This window comes from Maribellus sp. YY47 (genome assembly GCF_023111095.1).
Taxonomy (GTDB): Bacteria; Bacteroidota; Bacteroidia; order Bacteroidales; family Prolixibacteraceae; genus Draconibacterium.
Genome location: NZ_JALGYW010000001.1, coordinates 101,614 through 118,344 on the forward strand (window position 1 = coordinate 101,614; position 16,731 = coordinate 118,344).

Here is a 16,731-nt window from a genome sequence, read left to right on the forward strand (position 1 = left end):
ATCCTACGCCTGGTCGATTTTTATAATTCAACTTTGAAAAGGTAAAAGATTACATTCATTAAAATGTAAAGAAGGATGGTTAATGCCAGTCCGTAAACGTTAAGTGCGATTAAAAGGACGGCCGCCAGCAACACAAAAATATAACGGTACCAGTTATAATTCCATTTCAGGTTTTTCATCTTGAGCGAGAACATAGGCAGGTTAATGACCATCATTCCGGCCATAAAAATTCCCAGAATCACTAGGTTTTTTGTCGAGTAAATCATTGTGAAATAGTCGTGGTATTTCGGAAATTCCAGCATCAAACCCAACGATGCCCAGAAAATTCCGTTCGAAGGTATGGGTAAGCCGCGAAAGAATGGTTCATCGCTTGAAAAAACGTTGAAGCGGGCCAAACGAATGGCACCAAAAATCGGAATCACGAATGCCGAGAAAAGTATGATCCACTGGTACCAGTTGGCGGTGATCTCGTAAATGGGCTGGTTTTTCCCGAAAAGTGAAAATTCGAGCAGGGTAAAAAGGATCGCTCCGGGTGCCACACCAAAAGAAACGACATCGGATAAAGAGTCGAGTTCTTTTCCTGTTTCGGAATAAGCTTTTAACAGGCGTGCTGCAAAGCCATCCATAAAATCGAAAACCGATGCCAGGCAGATAAAAATTCCGGCCCAGATCAGGTGTCCGTCAATAGCGAAAATAGTTGCAAGAACTCCTGATGAAAGATTCATCAAGGTGATTACATTGGGTATTTGTCGAATAATTGTTCGCATGGCTTAAAAATTTCCTGAAAGCATTAACCAGATAAAAACGACGGGGATGGCAAACAGCAGGCTGTCGAGCCGATCGAGAAAACCACCGTGCCCCGGTAAGATATTACCTGAATCTTTGACCCCGATTTCACGTTTAATTTTTGATTCAAAAAGATCGCCGAGTGTTCCAAATCCTACGGTGAGTGCAGCAATCACAATCCAGCTAATCATACTTAGCGCCTGAAAGAGAACAGCATTTACAATTCCCATGACGATTCCAAAAACCGCACCTCCGATTAGTCCTTCCCACGATTTGGCCGGCGATATTCTGGTGCACATCTTGTGTCTTCCAAACTGTGTTCCAATGAGGTAAGCAAATGAATCGTTTGCCCACATAATGAGAAAAATACCGGCCATTATCCAGGGATAGTAAACATGAGCCTGTCCGTTTATGGTGCTGCTGACAATAAAATTGATCAGCGAAAACGGAAGGGCAATGTAAATAAAACCGAGAACGGTGAGTCCGCTTCGTTCCAGCGTATTATGATTACGGCGAAATAACTCGATGATAAACATTAAAAGGATGATGGGGATGCAGATAAAAACCAGGGATTTGGGAAGGAAAGAGTTGGCAACACCAAAGCATATCACGAAAAATAAAACACCCATTAGGGTTCCCGGTAGCCGGGATATTTTGTGACCTGCAGCTTCTACCAGGGCATAGAATTCATATTGGGTAAAAAATAACAGTGTCCCGAATACAAGTGCAAATGCAAAGGGATGTATCAAAAGGCCGCCCATCATAACGATGACGTAGATTGCGCCCCAGATCGACCGTTTTGTTAAGTTACTCACCTTCTTTTAGATTTTTTAGCAACTCAACAGCCTTGTTATAATCTGCTTCCGATACATATAGTATGAAATCGCCAAAAGATTGGTAAACGGTATCATGTTGATTTAGTATAACTGATTTGATTCCGGCATTGGCCAAGATGTCCTTCGCCATTTCTGCTTCGTATTCAGTACCGGTCATATATACTTCAGTCCATCCTTTTTCCATGGCGTAAAGTTAAGAAAATATGGCAATGCTGGATAAATGTGTTCAACAAACGATAAAGACGTAGATGGCGCGTGGTCCGTGAGCTCCCATAACCAGTGTTTTTTCAATGTCGGCGGTTCGGCTTGCACCGGTAATTAAGGCAATGTGCGACGGAAGACAACCGGAGTATTTTTGTTGAATGGAAGAATATGCTTCATCGAGGTAGGCAACCAGCTGTTCTTTTCGGGCCACCACGATATGAACCGGCGGGTAAACAAACATTTGCCGACCTCCTTCGATCGCTGAGCTTACCATCACCGATCCGGTGTGAGCGATTAAAAATTCGCAACCGGTAATTCCGGCTTCCAAATCAGACGGCAGCTCAGATCCGGATGAAATGCCAATCCCGTTTTCTTTGAACGCCTGCTGAAGCGCTGTTTCGTTGCAGTACACTTTTTCGGGAGAAAAAGCTTTAAGGAGTTGCTGGAGGCGCTCATACAAATCGGTTTCAGAGGCACATAAAACAACATTCCCGTTTATTTTCTCCAGGTTTTCTTTGAAAGCCAGTTCCAAAGGTTGATCAATGGGAAAATAAACGGGAGTGTTAAAATCAGGTATTTCGTCCGGTTCCGGATGTGTGGCTTGTTTCAGCCTGTTTAATATTTCCTCCCGGGCCGAAGTCATGTTTTATTCCGGTAAAACTTCTTTGTCAGATGCTTCTGTGGTCTTTGGTTCGTCGAAAGAAACAGTAGGCGTTTTGCTGTCACTGTTGCCATTTTCTCCGATCACGTGTTTTTTATCCCACGGACGTTTTCCAAAGATCTCTTCCAGGTCTTCGCTAAAAATTACCTCGCGTTCGAGCAGCAGGTTAGCCAGTTTGGCGTGTCCTTCTGCATGGCTGCGCAGTACCTGTTTTGCTCTTTCGTATTGATTATCGATCAGAATTTTTACTTCTTCGTCAATCAGTTCAGCGGTTTTTTCGCTGTATGGTTTTGTGAAGGTGAAGTCTGATTGCCCGGTAGAATCGTAATAGCTTACATTTCCAACCTTTTCACTCATCCCGAAAATAGTTACCATTGCGTAGGCTTGTTTGGTAATTTTCTCCAGGTCGTTCTGAGCTCCCGAAGAGATTTTCCCAAAAACAATTTCTTCAGCAGCGCGACCACCGAGTGCAGAGGCCATTTCATCCAACAACTGTTCCTTGGTGGTAATCGATCTTTCCTCGGGCAAATACCAGGCAGCGCCAAGCGCTTTTCCGCGAGGTACAATAGTAACTTTTACCAATGGGTGCGCATATTCAAGCAACCAGCTAATGGTGGCGTGCCCGGCTTCGTGGTAAGCGATGGTTTTCTTTTCCTGTTGAGAAATGATTTTGTTCTTTTTCTCCAGGCCGCCGATAATCCGGTCAACTGCGTCGAGAAAATCCTGTTTGGTAACCGAATCCTTGTTTTTACGTGCAGCAATCAATGCGGCCTCGTTACAAACGTTGGCAATATCGGCACCCGAGAATCCCGGAGTTTGTTTGGCCAGAAAATCAACTTTTACGTCTTCACTTAATTTCAGCGGACGCAAGTGTACTTTGAATATTTCGCTACGCTCGTTCAAATCGGGCAGTTCCACATGAATCTGACGGTCGAAACGTCCCGCACGCATTAATGCACGGTCGAGGATGTCGGCACGGTTGGTTGCGGCCAGTATAATTACGCCGCTGTTGGTATCAAAACCATCCATTTCGGTTAACAGCTGGTTCAGCGTGTTTTCGCGTTCGTCGTTCGATCCCATGTTAGGGTTCCGTCCACGTGCACGACCGATGGCATCAATCTCATCGATAAACACAATACACGGCGCTTTTTCCTTGGCTTGTTTAAACAGGTCGCGTACCCGGGAAGCTCCAACACCCACGAACATCTCAACAAAGTCGGAACCCGACATCGAGAAGAAAGGTACATTGGCTTCTCCTGCAACTGCTTTGGCAAGCAGGGTTTTTCCCGTTCCGGGAGGGCCTACCAGCAAAGCGCCTTTTGGAATTTTACCTCCAAGCTTGGTATATTTTGCGGGATTTTTCAGGAACTCGACGATTTCTTCCACTTCCTGTTTGGCTTCTGCCAATCCGGCAACATCTTTGAATGTAGTGGATACGCGTTGATCTTTGTCAAATATCTTTGCCTGCGATTTTCCTACGTTGAAAATACCGCCGGCACCGCCACCGGCACCGCCACGGCTCATCCTGCGGAAAATCCACCACCACAACAGGATGATAATAAGGAACGGTCCGAAGGATATCAGTATATCCCGGAGCCAGTTGTTTTCATCCTTGTATGACGGTAAAATTTCATCGGGTTTTCCTTCCTGTGCTTTTGCCAAATCGGTGGCAAACTTCTCAATAGGGCCTGTTTTAAACGTAAAATGAGGACCGATTTCGTTGGGTTCAGAAAAGTTTCCCTTAAACTGAGCTTCGTAGTTTTTTAAACGGTCTTTTTTGATGTAAACATTGGCATCCTTTTCATTAATGACTTCGAGCCGTTCAACATCTCCGTTTTCAATCATTTGTTTCACATCGCCCCATGTAGTGTCAACGGGGCCATGGCTGTAACTAATGTAATACTGAACTGCCAGAAATACGATGGCGATAATCCCGTAAATCCAGTAGGCATTGAATTTTGGCGGTTTTCCATCGCCTTTTCTATTGGGATTCAGACGGCCAAACGGATTGTCTTTCCCATTTTGTTGTTTTTGATTGTTATTTTGATTGTTTTCTGCCATGATACGTATTAATCTTCTTCTATTGTTCTTGATTTTGCATCGGCCCAAAGGCCTTCGAGGTTGTAAAACTGACGGGATTCTTCCTGGAATACATGTACCATTATATCGCCGTAATCCAGTAAAATCCAGATGGCATTCCGGTATCCGTCTCTGTGCCATACATCTTCCCCCACCATTTCCTTAACGGTCTCTTCCACCGAATGAGCAATGGAATCGACATGCGTCGAAGATGTTCCATGACAAATTATAAAAGAACTGCATTCAGTATGCTTGATGCTTTCTAAGTCAATGATCGTTATCTTTTTTCCTTTTAAACGTTGTATCCCTTCCAGGATTGCTTCACTAAGTTTATCTGTTTCTGCTTTTTTTTGCTTCATAAATTAATCTTGAACCTTACAAAGATAATCTTTTTGTCCATTAACCATTTTTTGCAAGAATGGTTTACTTTTGATTTCCAAATGTTTTTAACGGGTCGAAATATTATCATCTTGGACGAGGTCGACAGTACCAACAATTATGCCAAGCAACTTGTTTCGGACGGGACCGAAAATGGTACTGTCGTTTTGGCACAATTCCAGTCGCGGGGGAAAGGACAACCTGGCAACTTTTGGGAAAGTGTGGCCGAAAAGAACCTGTTAACCAGTGTAATTTTGTACCCGGTGTTTCTGGAAGCGGCCCGGCAATTTTTAATTTCAAAAATTGTGAGTTTGTCCTTACTTGATCTCCTGAATACGGAAGTTGAGAATGTTTCGATCAAATGGCCCAACGATATTTACATCGGCAACCGGAAAGTAGCCGGAATACTGATCGAGAATTCCATTAAAGGATCAAAGCTAGATTGGTCAATTATTGGGATAGGGCTCAATCTGAATCAGTTGGAGTTTCATTCCGATGCTCCCAATCCGGTATCGTTGCAGCAGCTTAACGGTAAGGAGTACGACATTCAGGAAACCTTAAAAGGATGGCTTTACTATTTTCGAAAATGGTATCAGTTGTTGGAAGCGGGACAGGTTGATGAAATCGAAACTGCGTACCTGAATCGTCTTTTTGGTTTTAACCAATGGAGAAACTTTCGAAAAGACAAAGTGGTTTTTGAAGCCAGAATTTCTGGGATCGGTGAATTCGGGCAGCTTCAGCTGGAAGACCGCTCTGGAAAAATCACGGAATACATGTTTAAAGAGGTCGAGTATATCTTTTAGGAAGATGCTTTTAGTTTATTCGGAAGATATAGAAGCTTCGATGCGAAGAAATTGCTAAACTGTTGAATTGTAAAACTGCCAAATTGCGACAGTAAACTTATTCATGCATTCAAGCATTTCATTATTGACTCAATCCCTCAGCCCTTCAGTCCCTCAGTCCCTCAGTCCTTCAGTACCTCTCTATTGATACGGCAGTTTGGTCAACGTATCCGCCAGGTTATTCAGGCCTTCTTCCAGTTTGTTGCCCACCATCATTTTAATCATCATACTCATTTCGGCATGAAGGGTGAGGCGCATTTTGGTGTTGTACTCGTCAACCGGAAGCAGCTGGATCCAGAAGGTAAAACTTAGCGGAAGTCCGCCTGAACTTTCAATTTTGATGGATTTAAACGGATCGCGATCAATGATTCTGATCTCGGCAACGCCCAGTCCTGTAATGTTGAATTTGCAGGAGTCTCTGTCTGACTTGAATTCAGTGATTTTGATCTGCGGAACTTTTTCGGTAATCCGTTCGATCAGTCCTGAATTCATATACGTGGCCAGGTTCTCGAAATTCGACAAATAATTAAATACAATTTGCTGGTTGTGTGCGATTGTTTTTACGTCGCTTACGTATTTGTTAACTCCCATCTGTCTGCTTTTGAAAAAAAATCCCGTCCGGATTATTATCAGGAGCGGGATCTATCTTTTTGTGATAAAGTTCTGAATTATTTTCCCCAGTTTGCAGGGTCCTCGCGCCATTCCATCAGCGAATCAACCTGGTCTTTGGTGATTTCTCCAATTTCAAGGGCAAGGTCAATAAGAATCTGGTAGCGGCTTAGCGAGGTAAGTTCGATACCCGCTTTTTTAAAGTTTTCTTTGGCATGCGGAAAGTTGTAAGTGAAGATGGAAACCATTCCCACAACATCTCCTCCAAAGTTATTTACTGCTTCGGCAGCTTTCAAACTGCTGATTCCGGTAGAAACCAGGTCCTCAACCACCACCACTTTCTGGAAAGGTTTCAGGTCGCCTTCAATCAGGTTTTCCAAACCATGTCCTTTTGGAGACGAGCGAACATAAATAAAGGGTAATCCCAGTTGTTCGGCTACCAACACTCCCATAGCGATTGCCCCAGTCGCAACTCCGGCAATCACTTCAGCGTCCGGGTATTTTTCACGGATCACTTTTACAAATTGGTCGCGAATGAAAGTACGCGTTTCAGGATAAGATAAAATCTTACGGTTATCGCAATAAATTGGCGATTTCCAGCCTGAAGCCCATGTAAAAGGATTGTTGGGTTGTATCTTTATGGTGTTGATTTCTAAGAGTCGTTTAGTAACTTCAATTTGAGTTGAATCCATGATAAAAGCAATTTTGTTCGATGCAAAAGTATAAAGTTTTTTTGAATGAAAAGAGGATTCGGTTTTCCGCGCCCACTAAGATAACATTGGCGAAAACAACTCTTGTTTCGCCAGCATTTACAAGCAGTTCAGAGGTTTTTGACTACCTCGGTCGGTTGCTGAATTCGGAATACTCCGAGGCTGTTGTAGAACATGATAACCCTGAAGAAGCTTTTTTAGCCTTTCGGTCGGCGCTGCTGAATATCGATGCGGCGGGCGGAGTGGTAAAACGAAAAGGTCAGCTTCTCTTTATTTTCAGGAATGGAAAGTGGGATTTACCGAAGGGAAAAATTGACAAGGGGGAATCGGCCGAAGAAGCAGCGTTGCGCGAGGTAGAGGAAGAATGCGGAATAACCGGGCATTCGATTGTAAAACCTTTGCCGCCGACTTTTCATATTTACCAGTCGCCCTACAAAGACACCAAAGGGGAATGGATTTTTAAGCAAACGCACTGGTTCGAAATGGAGTACAATGGTCAGAAAGATGGGTTGCCCGAAGCCGAAGAAGGAATAAGCGAAGTGCGTTGGTTTCATCCTTCGGAATTGGATGAAGTATTGTCGAATACCTATGACAATTTAAAAGAGCTGATACAGATTTATACTTGATGGTGGATCCTTGATTCTTGATATTCGATGTTGTTGTTATGCCATTTTATGACTCACTGCTCGCTACTCGAAGCTCGCAGCTTATTTATTCTGATTTCGTTGCCGCATAAATAGTTCGTTGCGCAACCATCCGCCAAACTGTTGTTCAAATCCGTCGAGTGGCGTTTTCGTATGTTCAAAAACCACTTCGTGGTTTTCGTTTAGCAGGAAGCATTGCGGAAACGAACGGATTTGGTATTGTTTTATAAATGCACCATCGGTGTCCACCAGTTTTACCGCCGGTACTTTTTGCTCTTCAAAAAACGCTTTGATACTTTCTTTTCCGGTATTTCGAAGTACCACGTAAATTTCGAGGTGTTTGTTAAACAACTCGTCAACGCGACTCAGGTATTTGAGTTGCTCCTGACAAACGCGTGTTTCAACATCGGCAAAAACGATGTATTTAAATTTACCGTGATCCTCTTCGGTACATTGCTTTTTTTCGTCCAAATCATTCAGACAAATCGCGGGAGCCTTGCTCCCTTTTGCCATAAAACCAAATTTGTCGAGAATGTTTTGGGCTGAAGTTTTTAGAATCGGGTTAGTGTTTTGTAAAAACAATTTGTTTCCTGCCAGGTCTTTGATAGCAGATTTGCTGAATTCATCCGAGTAAAAACCGTCGTGCAGCAGTTTCAGCAAAACCAATTCGGCCATCTTGCCGGTTACTTTGTATTTGTTTTCCACAAAGCTTTTTAACGCAGGCAGATCGCGGGTTTCGACCGCTTTTTTTACTTCGTCGCCGTGAATGGCTTGTGCCGAGAAACTTAGTTGCCGGTCGAAGGTTTTATTGAATACTTCCATAAAAGCCGGCTGCAACCAGTATTCGCTGGTTACTGCGTTGAAATCGGCTGAATATGCTTCGGGACGTAAACGAAATATATCTGCTTCAATGAGTTTTAATTTCAGGTTTTTGTGCCAGACCAGGGCTTTTTCGGAGTTGTCGGGTACTTTTTTGTCGAGCTCGGTTCTTATCGAATCAAACACCGCTTTCGACTGCCGGATGTATAGCCGGTTAAAATTTTTGTCGGTGAGGTAATTAAAGAATTGCTCAAATTCCGAAACTTTGTCGGTTAACTGGTTTTTGTTTTCGGAGATAAACCAAAACGAGATCGGCTGGAAATACGGATTTTTTTCTTCGGCAAACGATTTTTCCTTGAAGGGAGGAAGTTTTAACCCGATGTTTTTGCCGGCTTCCAGAAAAAGCATTCCCCGAAATACCCCGAAGTCAGAAAAAACGAAGGTTGTTGCCTTGATATCGAGATTGGCAGAAGCTTTCCCCGAACCATCAAAGGTCAATTGAAAAGCAGTTTCTGTTTTGCCCGAAATGGGATCACTGTATGCTAAAAACTCAAGTTTTTTACCTGCGTACTCTGCATTTTGGCAACGAATTTCAACCGACAACGCGTGTTGTGTTACCCCGAACAATGAAAGAAAAAGAAGAAATGAAAATCTGTTTAATGCCACTTTTATTCAACGTTAATTTTGAACTCGCTTTTATCAAGTCCCTCAGGCAGAAACATGCTTGCATCGCCACCATGCGAAATAATATCGCGAATAATGGTTGCATTTACCGGAGTATGTTCCGGCAAGGTAAGCAGGAAAACGGATTCAATCTCGGGGTGCATTTTTTTGTTCATTTGCGCAATCGCCCGTTCGTATTCAAAATCGGAAGAGGTACGAATTCCGCGCAAAATATATTTTGCTCCCACTTCTTTGCAGAAATCCACCGTCAGTCCTTCGTGCAGCCTGACTTCTACCTTAGGTTCGTTTATAAATACCTGATTGATCCATTTCATGCGTTTCTCCACCGGGAAAAACGATTTCTTGTTGGCGTTGTAACCGATCATGATATATAACTTATCAAACATCGATAAAGCGCGTCTGACAACCGATTCATGTCCGATGGTAAAGGGATCGAACGAACCCGGAAATATGGCAATTCTTTCCATTTTTTCTTATTAAGATCAATCAAAGGTAAATAAATCTGCCAAGTGAAAAAACGTAGTACTTTTTTAGTTTATTGCTTTGGCGCGGTTCGAGCTTACAAACAGAATGTTTCCCAAATCATTATATCCTTCACTGAATTCGTCCATGTCGTTCAGTGCATCGGTGCTAAACCCAATAATGGTAAGGTCGGCGTCGGCCGAATATTGTGTGATCACATTCTTCCGGCTCCCCGACTCAAAGGGCACCATCGAAATGTTGGCCGGGCTGATGGGAAGCCGGCCGGTTTTGATCAATTCCATCAGTTGTTTGCGTTTGGCTTCGATGTCTTCTTCCGGGTACAAGGCGAAAATTTTTATTTTCCCTTTTTTCCAATCGGGATGGCCCAAAATAATGTAACCCAGTAAAATCATGAGGTTGGCATTTACATAGTCCTCCGGACTTATCCAGATGTGAATTTCATTTTTATAGCCAAAGCTTTTGTAGGATGTATTCAGAATACAAATGTCGAAACCTGCCGATTCAACAATCTGGTAGTTCCCCGTGATTTCCTTTAAGTTTCCCGGATCGGTCCTTGAAAATTCGAACAAAATCAGGTTGTTTCCTTTCCCGGAAATGCCTGAAAGCTGCACTACCTGCGCAATGGCCGATGTATAAGAAGGTGAGATAATCGTGTCAAGGTACACCCGGTTCTTGCTTCCGGCAGAAAGCTGAATCAGGCGGTCCAGCACTTTTTTCGATTCTTCGGTGGTCTTTTCGTTCAGCAAGCCTTTGATAAAGTGAATGTAAGTGCCAAAGCCGTATTTGTAAGAAATCCAGCGCATGATGTCAAATGCAGAGCGTCGTTTAAAGGTGTCGTGCGAAATACAAACACCGAAGGGGCGCCAGCTGGTGTCTTTTTCGCTGTCGGCACGTTGAAGAATGATCTGCAGCTGACGGCTCAACTGGAAAATAACACCTTTGAAAAGTTTGTTTAGCCCCTGGTTTTCGTCGTTGTTGAGCATGATTACATAGTAGATCATCGACATGATAACAACCGAGATCGCTGCATAAGTAGCGTTCATTTTGAACATCAGCCAAAATGAAAACAGCGTGCCGATTAACGAAAATTCCCATCTCGACCGGAAAGTTGGACGGTAGGCCGGATCGGCAGCAAAATGTTCCAGAAAGGAAATCAAACATATTGCTCCGTAGGTCACCATAAAAAACATGGAGATGATTTGCGCCACAAAATCCACATCGCCAACAAACACAAAAACGAAGGCAATTAAAATGGTCACCAGCGATCCGTTGATGGGTTCGTTGTCTTTTTTACGGCCTTTCGCAAACCAGTGGTTGATCGAATTTTGAGGAAAAATATCATCGAAGCCAATGGCCTGAAGTGTACGTGGCGCTACCATAATCGATCCCAGCGCCGAACTGAGCGATGCGGCCGCCAGACCAACCGGAACAATGGGACCCCAGGCTGCAATTTCCTGCATGATCAGTTGATCGCTGACCAGGTCCTCCGGCGAGGCAGAAATCGCAAATTTATAGGCCACCGCAATATAAATCACCATGCCCACAACCGTTGCCCAAAGTGTTCCGCGGGGAATCGATTTCTTGGGGTCTTTCAAGTCTCCCGAAAGCCCCAGACCTGCTGCGAGGCCGGTAAACGCCGGGAATATGATGGTAAAAACATAAAAGAAATTCAGGTTATTTTCGATCTTATGGTGCAGGTTTATTTCGGTGGGTTGAAGCGGAGAGTCGCCCATGAAAAAGACAACCAGTGAGGCCAGTAAAATGGTAGCAACAACATACAACGCTTTCATCCCAACGTTAGCGCCCTTGGTAAGGATGAGTATGGAAAGCAGCGCCATGGTGGGAACGGAGATAAACCGTCTGTCGGGGATGTAAAAGTGGTAGGTTTTGGCGATCCAGCTGATCAGCGGTTCGAAGGCTTCGCCAAAAGCAATGATGTAAAATGCCACGCTAATGGCTTGCGAAAGATAAAGTGCAATACCAATGGCACCGCCAATATTCAAACCAAACGAACGGCTGATGATGTAATAGGCGCCTCCTCCCTGAACGCGTTGATTCGTCGCAATTTCGGCTACGGCAAAAGCGGTGGGGATTGTTACTACGTGACCAAGAATGATAATTCCGATAACTCCAAGAAATCCAACTTGTCCGACAGCCCACCCAAAACGGAGGAACAGTATCGCACCAAGTATGGTGGAAAGTGCGGTTAAAAAAACCGGAAGGGTGCCAAATTTTGCGTTGGTGTTTACCAGCGATTTCGCCATAGGTCAAAGGTTTCTAGTCGTTAAAAATGAAAACTAAAATCGAAATTTCAAACCGTTTGAGATAATAATTGCTTCCCGGTGTCATCTAAAACTTTGATTTCAGCCTGTGGCATGCAGTATGTGAATTGCCAGTACTTTTTTATAGAACGATTTCTGGTTTCCTCCGTAGCCTTTGGTTTGTTGTGAATTACAATCTGTTTGATTCCCTTTTTTTCACAACTTCTATCGTGTCGTCATTGCTCTGATTGTCTAACAATTTAACATCATCAACAATCGAAAAATCGGCTTCTTTATACTTTCTCTCAAGTGTTTTTGAGGCGTTGTATGCCGGAAGCACAACTACAACCTTTCTTCCGCTGATCATTTTGTTTGGTTTTGACAACTAAAAATAGAAAGAATAATAACGTAATGATCAATAAATCATTCCCAACAAAACTGCCGTTTTATAGGCGCTTCATTTAGTGCTTTATTGGTTGATTACGGAACGCGATCGTTTTATTTTAGCTTCATTTGTCCTGCAAGCCTGGTGACGAATGTGGCAAAGGCCACCACCGAAACCGAACTAACTGGCATTAAAATGGCTGCAACTACCGGCGATAGATTTCCGCTGATGGCAAACGAAATTCCTATAATGTTGTAGAAAAAGGAAATAATGAAAGCCATTTTTACAATGCGAAGTGAAGTGCGCGTAAAACGGATAAAGCTGGCCAGGCGGTGAAATTGCCCGGCTTCGAGCACGGCATCGCTGGCAGGTGAAAAATGATAGGCTTTATCGGCAACCGTAAGTGCAACATCGCTTTGCATTAATGCACCTGCATCATTTAGTCCGTCGCCTGTCATTAAAACCGTGCGCCCTTTGCTTTGCAGTTTTTTGATGAATTCAGCTTTATCCCCCGGTTTTTGGTTAAATAGCAGGTGCTCGCGGTCGAAATAGGAAGAAAGATTGCCGGCTTCGGCATCGTTATCTCCCGAAATAAGAAAGAGGGCGAACTGCTTTCTGAGTGTTTTTAAAACTTCGCTTAATCCACTCCGGTACTGGTTGCTGATGGTGTAATGTCCCTTCGTTTGTTCGTTGATCGAAATAAAAACCGTAGAAGATTTTTTCCCGGTAGTGCTTGCCTGCCCGGTGACGTATTCTTCCGAACCAATCCGAACATCCACGTTGTTAACTTTTCCAAACATTCCCCGCCCGGCTACTTCCACAAAATGTTCGGGTGAATGATAATTCAGGTTGTTGAAAAACTGATTTAACGCAGCGCTTAAGGGGTGTGTCGATTGTTTGGTAAGCGAGAAAACGGCTTCAAGTTCAGAAGAAGAAAGCGATTCGCCTGAATATTCCACCACATTCTGATTGGGCTGCGTCAGCGTTCCGGTTTTGTCGAACACAATGGCATCGATGTGGGAGAGTTTTTCAATAACATCGGTGTTTTTGATGTAGAGTCCTTTTCGTCCAAAAATACGCATGGTATTTCCAAAGGTAAACGGAATGGAAAGCGCCAGTGCGCAGGGGCAAGCCACAATTAAAACAGCCGTAAAAACAAAAATGGCGGTGTGCATTTCGTTATGCAGCGCCCAGTATGAAAAACCGGCAATTGCAATGGCAATGATGATGATGGTGAAATATTTACTGATACGGTCAGAGAGGTTTTTCAGCGAGTCGCTGGGTTTATGGTACGTGGTGTCCTGGTTCCAAAGTTTGGTGAGGTGACTTTGGTTGACTTCCTTCTTTACTTTTATTCGGATGATTCCGCCCATTTGGCGACCACCCGCATAAATAAAATCTCCGGTGTTTTTTACCACGGGTGTCGATTCTCCGGTCACAAAGCTGTAATCGATACGGGCATCTCCTTCCAGAAGTTCGCAATCGGCAGGTATCAGTTCTTTGTTCCGAATCAGCAATTTGTCATCAACCATAATTCTTTCGAGTAGAATGCTTTCTTCCACCTGCTTGTTGATTTTAGTAACCGCTATCGGAAAATACGATTTGTAATTGCGTTCGAAGGAAAGCGCTTCGTAGGTTTTGCTTTGAAACCACTTTCCGACAAGCAGGAAGAAAATCAATCCGGCCAAACTGTCGCAGTAACCCGGTCCAATTCCGGAGATCACTTCGTAAGAAGTAACTATAAATAGCACAATGATACCCAGTGCAATGGGAAGATCAATACTGATATTTTTTTTCAAAAGGTTTTTGAAAGCCGAGATGTAGTAATCGCTACCGCTGTATAGGGCCACCGGAATAACGAGGATGTAACTCAGAATGCTAAAAACCGACTGCAGTTTATCACTCAGCGGCTCTCCGTTGAAATAAGCCGGCAAGCTGTAGGTCATCACATTCACAAAAACAAACCCTGCCAACCCGATTTTGTACAACAGCTTTTTATACGATTTGTCGTCCTTCTTATCCGATAAACTTTGCGATAAATCAGGGATGTAATGAATAGAAGAAAGCAATTCTACCAATTGGCGCAAGGTGATTTTGCTTTCGTCGAAGGTAATATCGACTTCCTTTTTGGTGAAATTCACAAACGAGTGTTTCACTCCTGAATGGAGCTTTTGCAGATGCTCGAGCAACCAAATGCACGAGGCACAGTGGATAACCGGAATAAAGAATCTCACTTTTGAGATACTTCCTTCAGAAAATGAAGTGAGTTTCTGTTTTACTTCTTCGTTGTCGAGAAAAGCGTATTTGTTGCCAAATTCGGTGGTTTCAACTTTAATCCCGGGTGTTTCCTCCAGTTTGTAATAATTGTAAAGCTTGTTTTCATTCAGAAGCTGATACACGGTAAGGCAGCCGTTACAACAAAAACGCAGGTGGTTCCACATTACTGGTTCTTTGCCACAATCGGCCCCGCAATGAACACACGCATTATTATTTTCTTTTGTCTTCATAAATCTCTTGTGCGAAAATAATCATTTCCGGGAACTGCTTTCAGGTTAAGATCCAAGCTCAAATTCAAGGGGCGAGTTCTTAGCCAAGCATTTTCCCGGATATCGATTTCATTTTACTTAAAACCCGAGGATCAACTTGGAATGCATCGATTTTACACCAAAATCACGGATTTGTGTATTAAACGTTTTCTTCATTCCAATATCCAGTTTTACCTTTTTGTATTTTGCCTGTAGCCCGGCTTCTATCTCTGTTTGTTCAAATATTGGACTCCAAAGCATGAGCGGATCTACAAATTTATTATCGACCGTCAACGATGGCGTAACATACTGGCCGTGAAAGTAGGCACTTAACCAATCTGTCAGGTCATATTCCAAGTAAGCCTGAAAATTTAGCTGGTAGTTGGGTGTATAGGCATTTAAAACCGAGTTCTGGTGTACAAGCCCAATTCCGGCAGACGCAACAAGTTTGTTTCTGTTTCTGTAGGTAAGGGTGTTGTTGAACTGGCGGGAGAATCCGATAGATGGTATTTCAGACTCGATTTTTGCCTGGATGAACGAAAAACTATTAAACTGTTTCGGTCGGGGGGTAAACTGATAAACCCTTGGGGATTTATCAGGGAATAACTGCATTTTGTTCAGTGTTGGTGATAATGGCATTGAAAAGGGAAGTGCTTCGGGAGGCAGGGTATTCGGAAACAGATTGTTTTTGATCCTGATCGTATCTTTCCATTCAATTTCAGATTGAGCGGAACAGTTAAAGTGGAAGACGAGCAAAACACAAATGAACAAAACAATGCGTGGGAAGAATTTCTGTTTCATTAACAATAATTTGTCTGTTTAATTATTAGCCGTCATTTAAGTATCTGAGAGAGGACAAGGATCAGACAAAAGTGTTTTTACCCATTTTTGTCTGACTCCCAATTTAGTATCAAGGTAAAATTATGAAAGTCAGCCTGATTTACATGATGGCTTAACTTTCTTTATACCTTTTTAAGTTTCCATAATTTTTGAGATGGAAACCAGAGCTAATGTACGGGCTCTTTTCCTTCCAGATAATTTATTCGATGTTTCCCTTACAACAATCTCCCTTCGATTCTTCGTGCAGCTCAGCGGCTTCCGACTGAAGGCTTTTTTCAAATTTTTGTTCGATTTTTTGCTTGGGTGGGCTCAAATAGGGGATTCCCAGGCTCAACCCCCGGAGAATAAACAATACTCCGACTACCACTACCAATACCGGGATCAGTTTGTTGATTCGTTTACGAACAGCGAGGCTCATTGCGTTTCCGGCCAGCGAAATGGCCAGTAACATCGGGATGGTCCCCAATCCGAAAAGAATCATGTACAACGAACCTTCAACTACACCTCCGGTACCGATTGCCCCTGCAATGGCCATATAAACCAGTCCGCAGGGTAGCAGTCCGTTTAGCATCCCGATAAATAAGAGGCTTTGGAACGAACGGATGGCAAACATCTTTCCAATTGTTTTTTTGAGCTTTCCAACAAACGAAAGCCAGCTTTTATCGAGTCTGTACTGGTTGCGGAACAGTGCCGGAAACAGAACTGAGACAATCATTAAAGCTCCCATCAGTACGGAAACTTTTTGCTGAAAACCGAGCAGGTGCAATCCTTGACCCAGCAAGCCAAAAACGGCTCCCATAATTCCGTAGGTGATGGTTCGGCCGATGTTGTAGAGTGTGCCTCCAAATATTTTTTGCGGAAGGGTATTTCCGTGCAAAGGCAGCGCAACGGCAATCGGGCCGCACATGCCTGCACAATGAAAGCTACCCATTATTCCAAGTACGAGTGCTGATAAAAGAATGGTCATGGCAATTATTTTGGACTA

The 16,731-nt window shown here is 43.4% G+C and carries 17 protein-coding genes; 2 read left to right on the forward strand and 15 right to left on the reverse strand.

Translation table 11 applies throughout. The features are described 5' to 3' along the window. Positions 1-20: 20 nt before the first annotated feature. The 6 genes from MR764_RS00500 to rsfS are packed head-to-tail and all read right to left on the reverse strand — an operon-like array spanning position 21 to position 4,925. Complete coding sequence (locus MR764_RS00500; RefSeq protein ID WP_247977421.1) at positions 21-767, reverse strand: CDP-alcohol phosphatidyltransferase family protein; 747 nt, start codon at positions 765-767, stop codon at positions 21-23. A gap of 3 nt (positions 768-770) precedes the next feature. Continuing rightward, positions 771-1,601, reverse strand: a complete 831-nt coding sequence (locus MR764_RS00505; RefSeq protein WP_247977422.1) for a phosphatidate cytidylyltransferase — start codon at positions 1,599-1,601, stop codon at positions 771-773. After that, entirely contained in the window at positions 1,594-1,806 is a 213-nt protein-coding gene (locus tag MR764_RS00510; protein WP_247977423.1) for a DUF2007 domain-containing protein, read from the reverse strand. Before MR764_RS00510 ends, MR764_RS00505 begins: the two co-directional genes overlap by 8 nt. 42 nt (positions 1,807-1,848) lie before the next feature. Further along, positions 1,849-2,469: an LUD domain-containing protein gene (locus tag MR764_RS00515; RefSeq protein ID WP_247977424.1), complete on the reverse strand. Its 621-nt coding sequence runs from the start codon at positions 2,467-2,469 to the stop codon at positions 1,849-1,851. Between the two features lie 3 nt (positions 2,470-2,472). Beyond that, a complete protein-coding gene (ftsH, locus tag MR764_RS00520; RefSeq protein ID WP_247977425.1) occupies positions 2,473-4,548 on the reverse strand; it encodes an ATP-dependent zinc metalloprotease FtsH in 2,076 nt (691 codons plus the stop codon). A gap of 8 nt (positions 4,549-4,556) precedes the next feature. Next, positions 4,557-4,925, reverse strand: coding sequence for a ribosome silencing factor (rsfS, locus tag MR764_RS00525; protein WP_247977426.1), 369 nt, complete (start codon positions 4,923-4,925; stop codon positions 4,557-4,559). Between the two features lie 111 nt (positions 4,926-5,036). On the opposite strand from rsfS, the gene MR764_RS00530 reads away from it, so the two are divergent. Beyond that, positions 5,037-5,747, forward strand: coding sequence for a biotin--[acetyl-CoA-carboxylase] ligase (locus tag MR764_RS00530; RefSeq protein ID WP_247977427.1), 711 nt, complete (start codon positions 5,037-5,039; stop codon positions 5,745-5,747). Positions 5,748-5,927: 180 nt separating this feature from the next. Here the strand turns inward: MR764_RS00530 and MR764_RS00535 are convergent, their stop codons facing one another. Together MR764_RS00535 and pyrE are read right to left on the reverse strand one after the other, a co-directional pair. Next, positions 5,928-6,377 carry a hypothetical protein gene (locus MR764_RS00535; RefSeq protein WP_247977428.1) on the reverse strand — a complete coding sequence of 150 codons (450 nt, stop codon included), beginning with the start codon at positions 6,375-6,377 and terminating at the stop codon, positions 5,928-5,930. A gap of 77 nt (positions 6,378-6,454) precedes the next feature. Next, positions 6,455-7,087 (reverse strand): orotate phosphoribosyltransferase, encoded by a 633-nt coding sequence (gene pyrE / locus MR764_RS00540; RefSeq protein ID WP_247977429.1) that lies wholly within the window; start codon positions 7,085-7,087, stop codon positions 6,455-6,457. A 20-nt stretch (positions 7,088-7,107) separates the two neighbouring features. Between pyrE and MR764_RS00545 the strand changes: the two genes are divergently transcribed. After that, positions 7,108-7,731: an NUDIX domain-containing protein gene (locus tag MR764_RS00545; RefSeq protein ID WP_247977430.1), complete on the forward strand. Its 624-nt coding sequence runs from the start codon at positions 7,108-7,110 to the stop codon at positions 7,729-7,731. An 81-nt stretch (positions 7,732-7,812) separates the two neighbouring features. On the opposite strand, the gene MR764_RS20325 is transcribed toward MR764_RS00545, so the two are convergent. The 7 genes from MR764_RS20325 to MR764_RS00580 form a co-directional block, all read right to left on the reverse strand. Continuing rightward, positions 7,813-9,234 carry a redoxin domain-containing protein gene (locus MR764_RS20325; protein ID WP_247977431.1) on the reverse strand — a complete coding sequence of 474 codons (1,422 nt, stop codon included), beginning with the start codon at positions 9,232-9,234 and terminating at the stop codon, positions 7,813-7,815. Between the two features lie 2 nt (positions 9,235-9,236). Further along, the gene (gene coaD / locus MR764_RS00555) at positions 9,237-9,719 is read right to left on the reverse strand and encodes a pantetheine-phosphate adenylyltransferase (protein WP_247977432.1); all 483 of its coding nucleotides are present in this window, start codon (positions 9,717-9,719) and stop codon (positions 9,237-9,239) included. Between the two features lie 63 nt (positions 9,720-9,782). After that, complete coding sequence (locus MR764_RS00560; RefSeq protein ID WP_247977433.1) at positions 9,783-11,999, reverse strand: amino acid permease; 2,217 nt, start codon at positions 11,997-11,999, stop codon at positions 9,783-9,785. 187 nt (positions 12,000-12,186) lie between these two features. Beyond that, positions 12,187-12,363, reverse strand: coding sequence for a hypothetical protein (locus MR764_RS00565; RefSeq protein WP_247977434.1), 177 nt, complete (start codon positions 12,361-12,363; stop codon positions 12,187-12,189). 131 nt (positions 12,364-12,494) lie between these two features. Next, positions 12,495-14,888: a heavy metal translocating P-type ATPase metal-binding domain-containing protein gene (locus tag MR764_RS00570; protein ID WP_247977435.1), complete on the reverse strand. Its 2,394-nt coding sequence runs from the start codon at positions 14,886-14,888 to the stop codon at positions 12,495-12,497. Between the two features lie 117 nt (positions 14,889-15,005). Further along, the gene (locus MR764_RS00575) at positions 15,006-15,707 is read right to left on the reverse strand and encodes a hypothetical protein (protein WP_247977436.1); all 702 of its coding nucleotides are present in this window, start codon (positions 15,705-15,707) and stop codon (positions 15,006-15,008) included. Between the two features lie 238 nt (positions 15,708-15,945). Further along, the gene (locus tag MR764_RS00580) at positions 15,946-16,713 is read right to left on the reverse strand and encodes a sulfite exporter TauE/SafE family protein (protein ID WP_247977437.1); all 768 of its coding nucleotides are present in this window, start codon (positions 16,711-16,713) and stop codon (positions 15,946-15,948) included. Positions 16,714-16,731 lie beyond the last annotated feature (18 nt).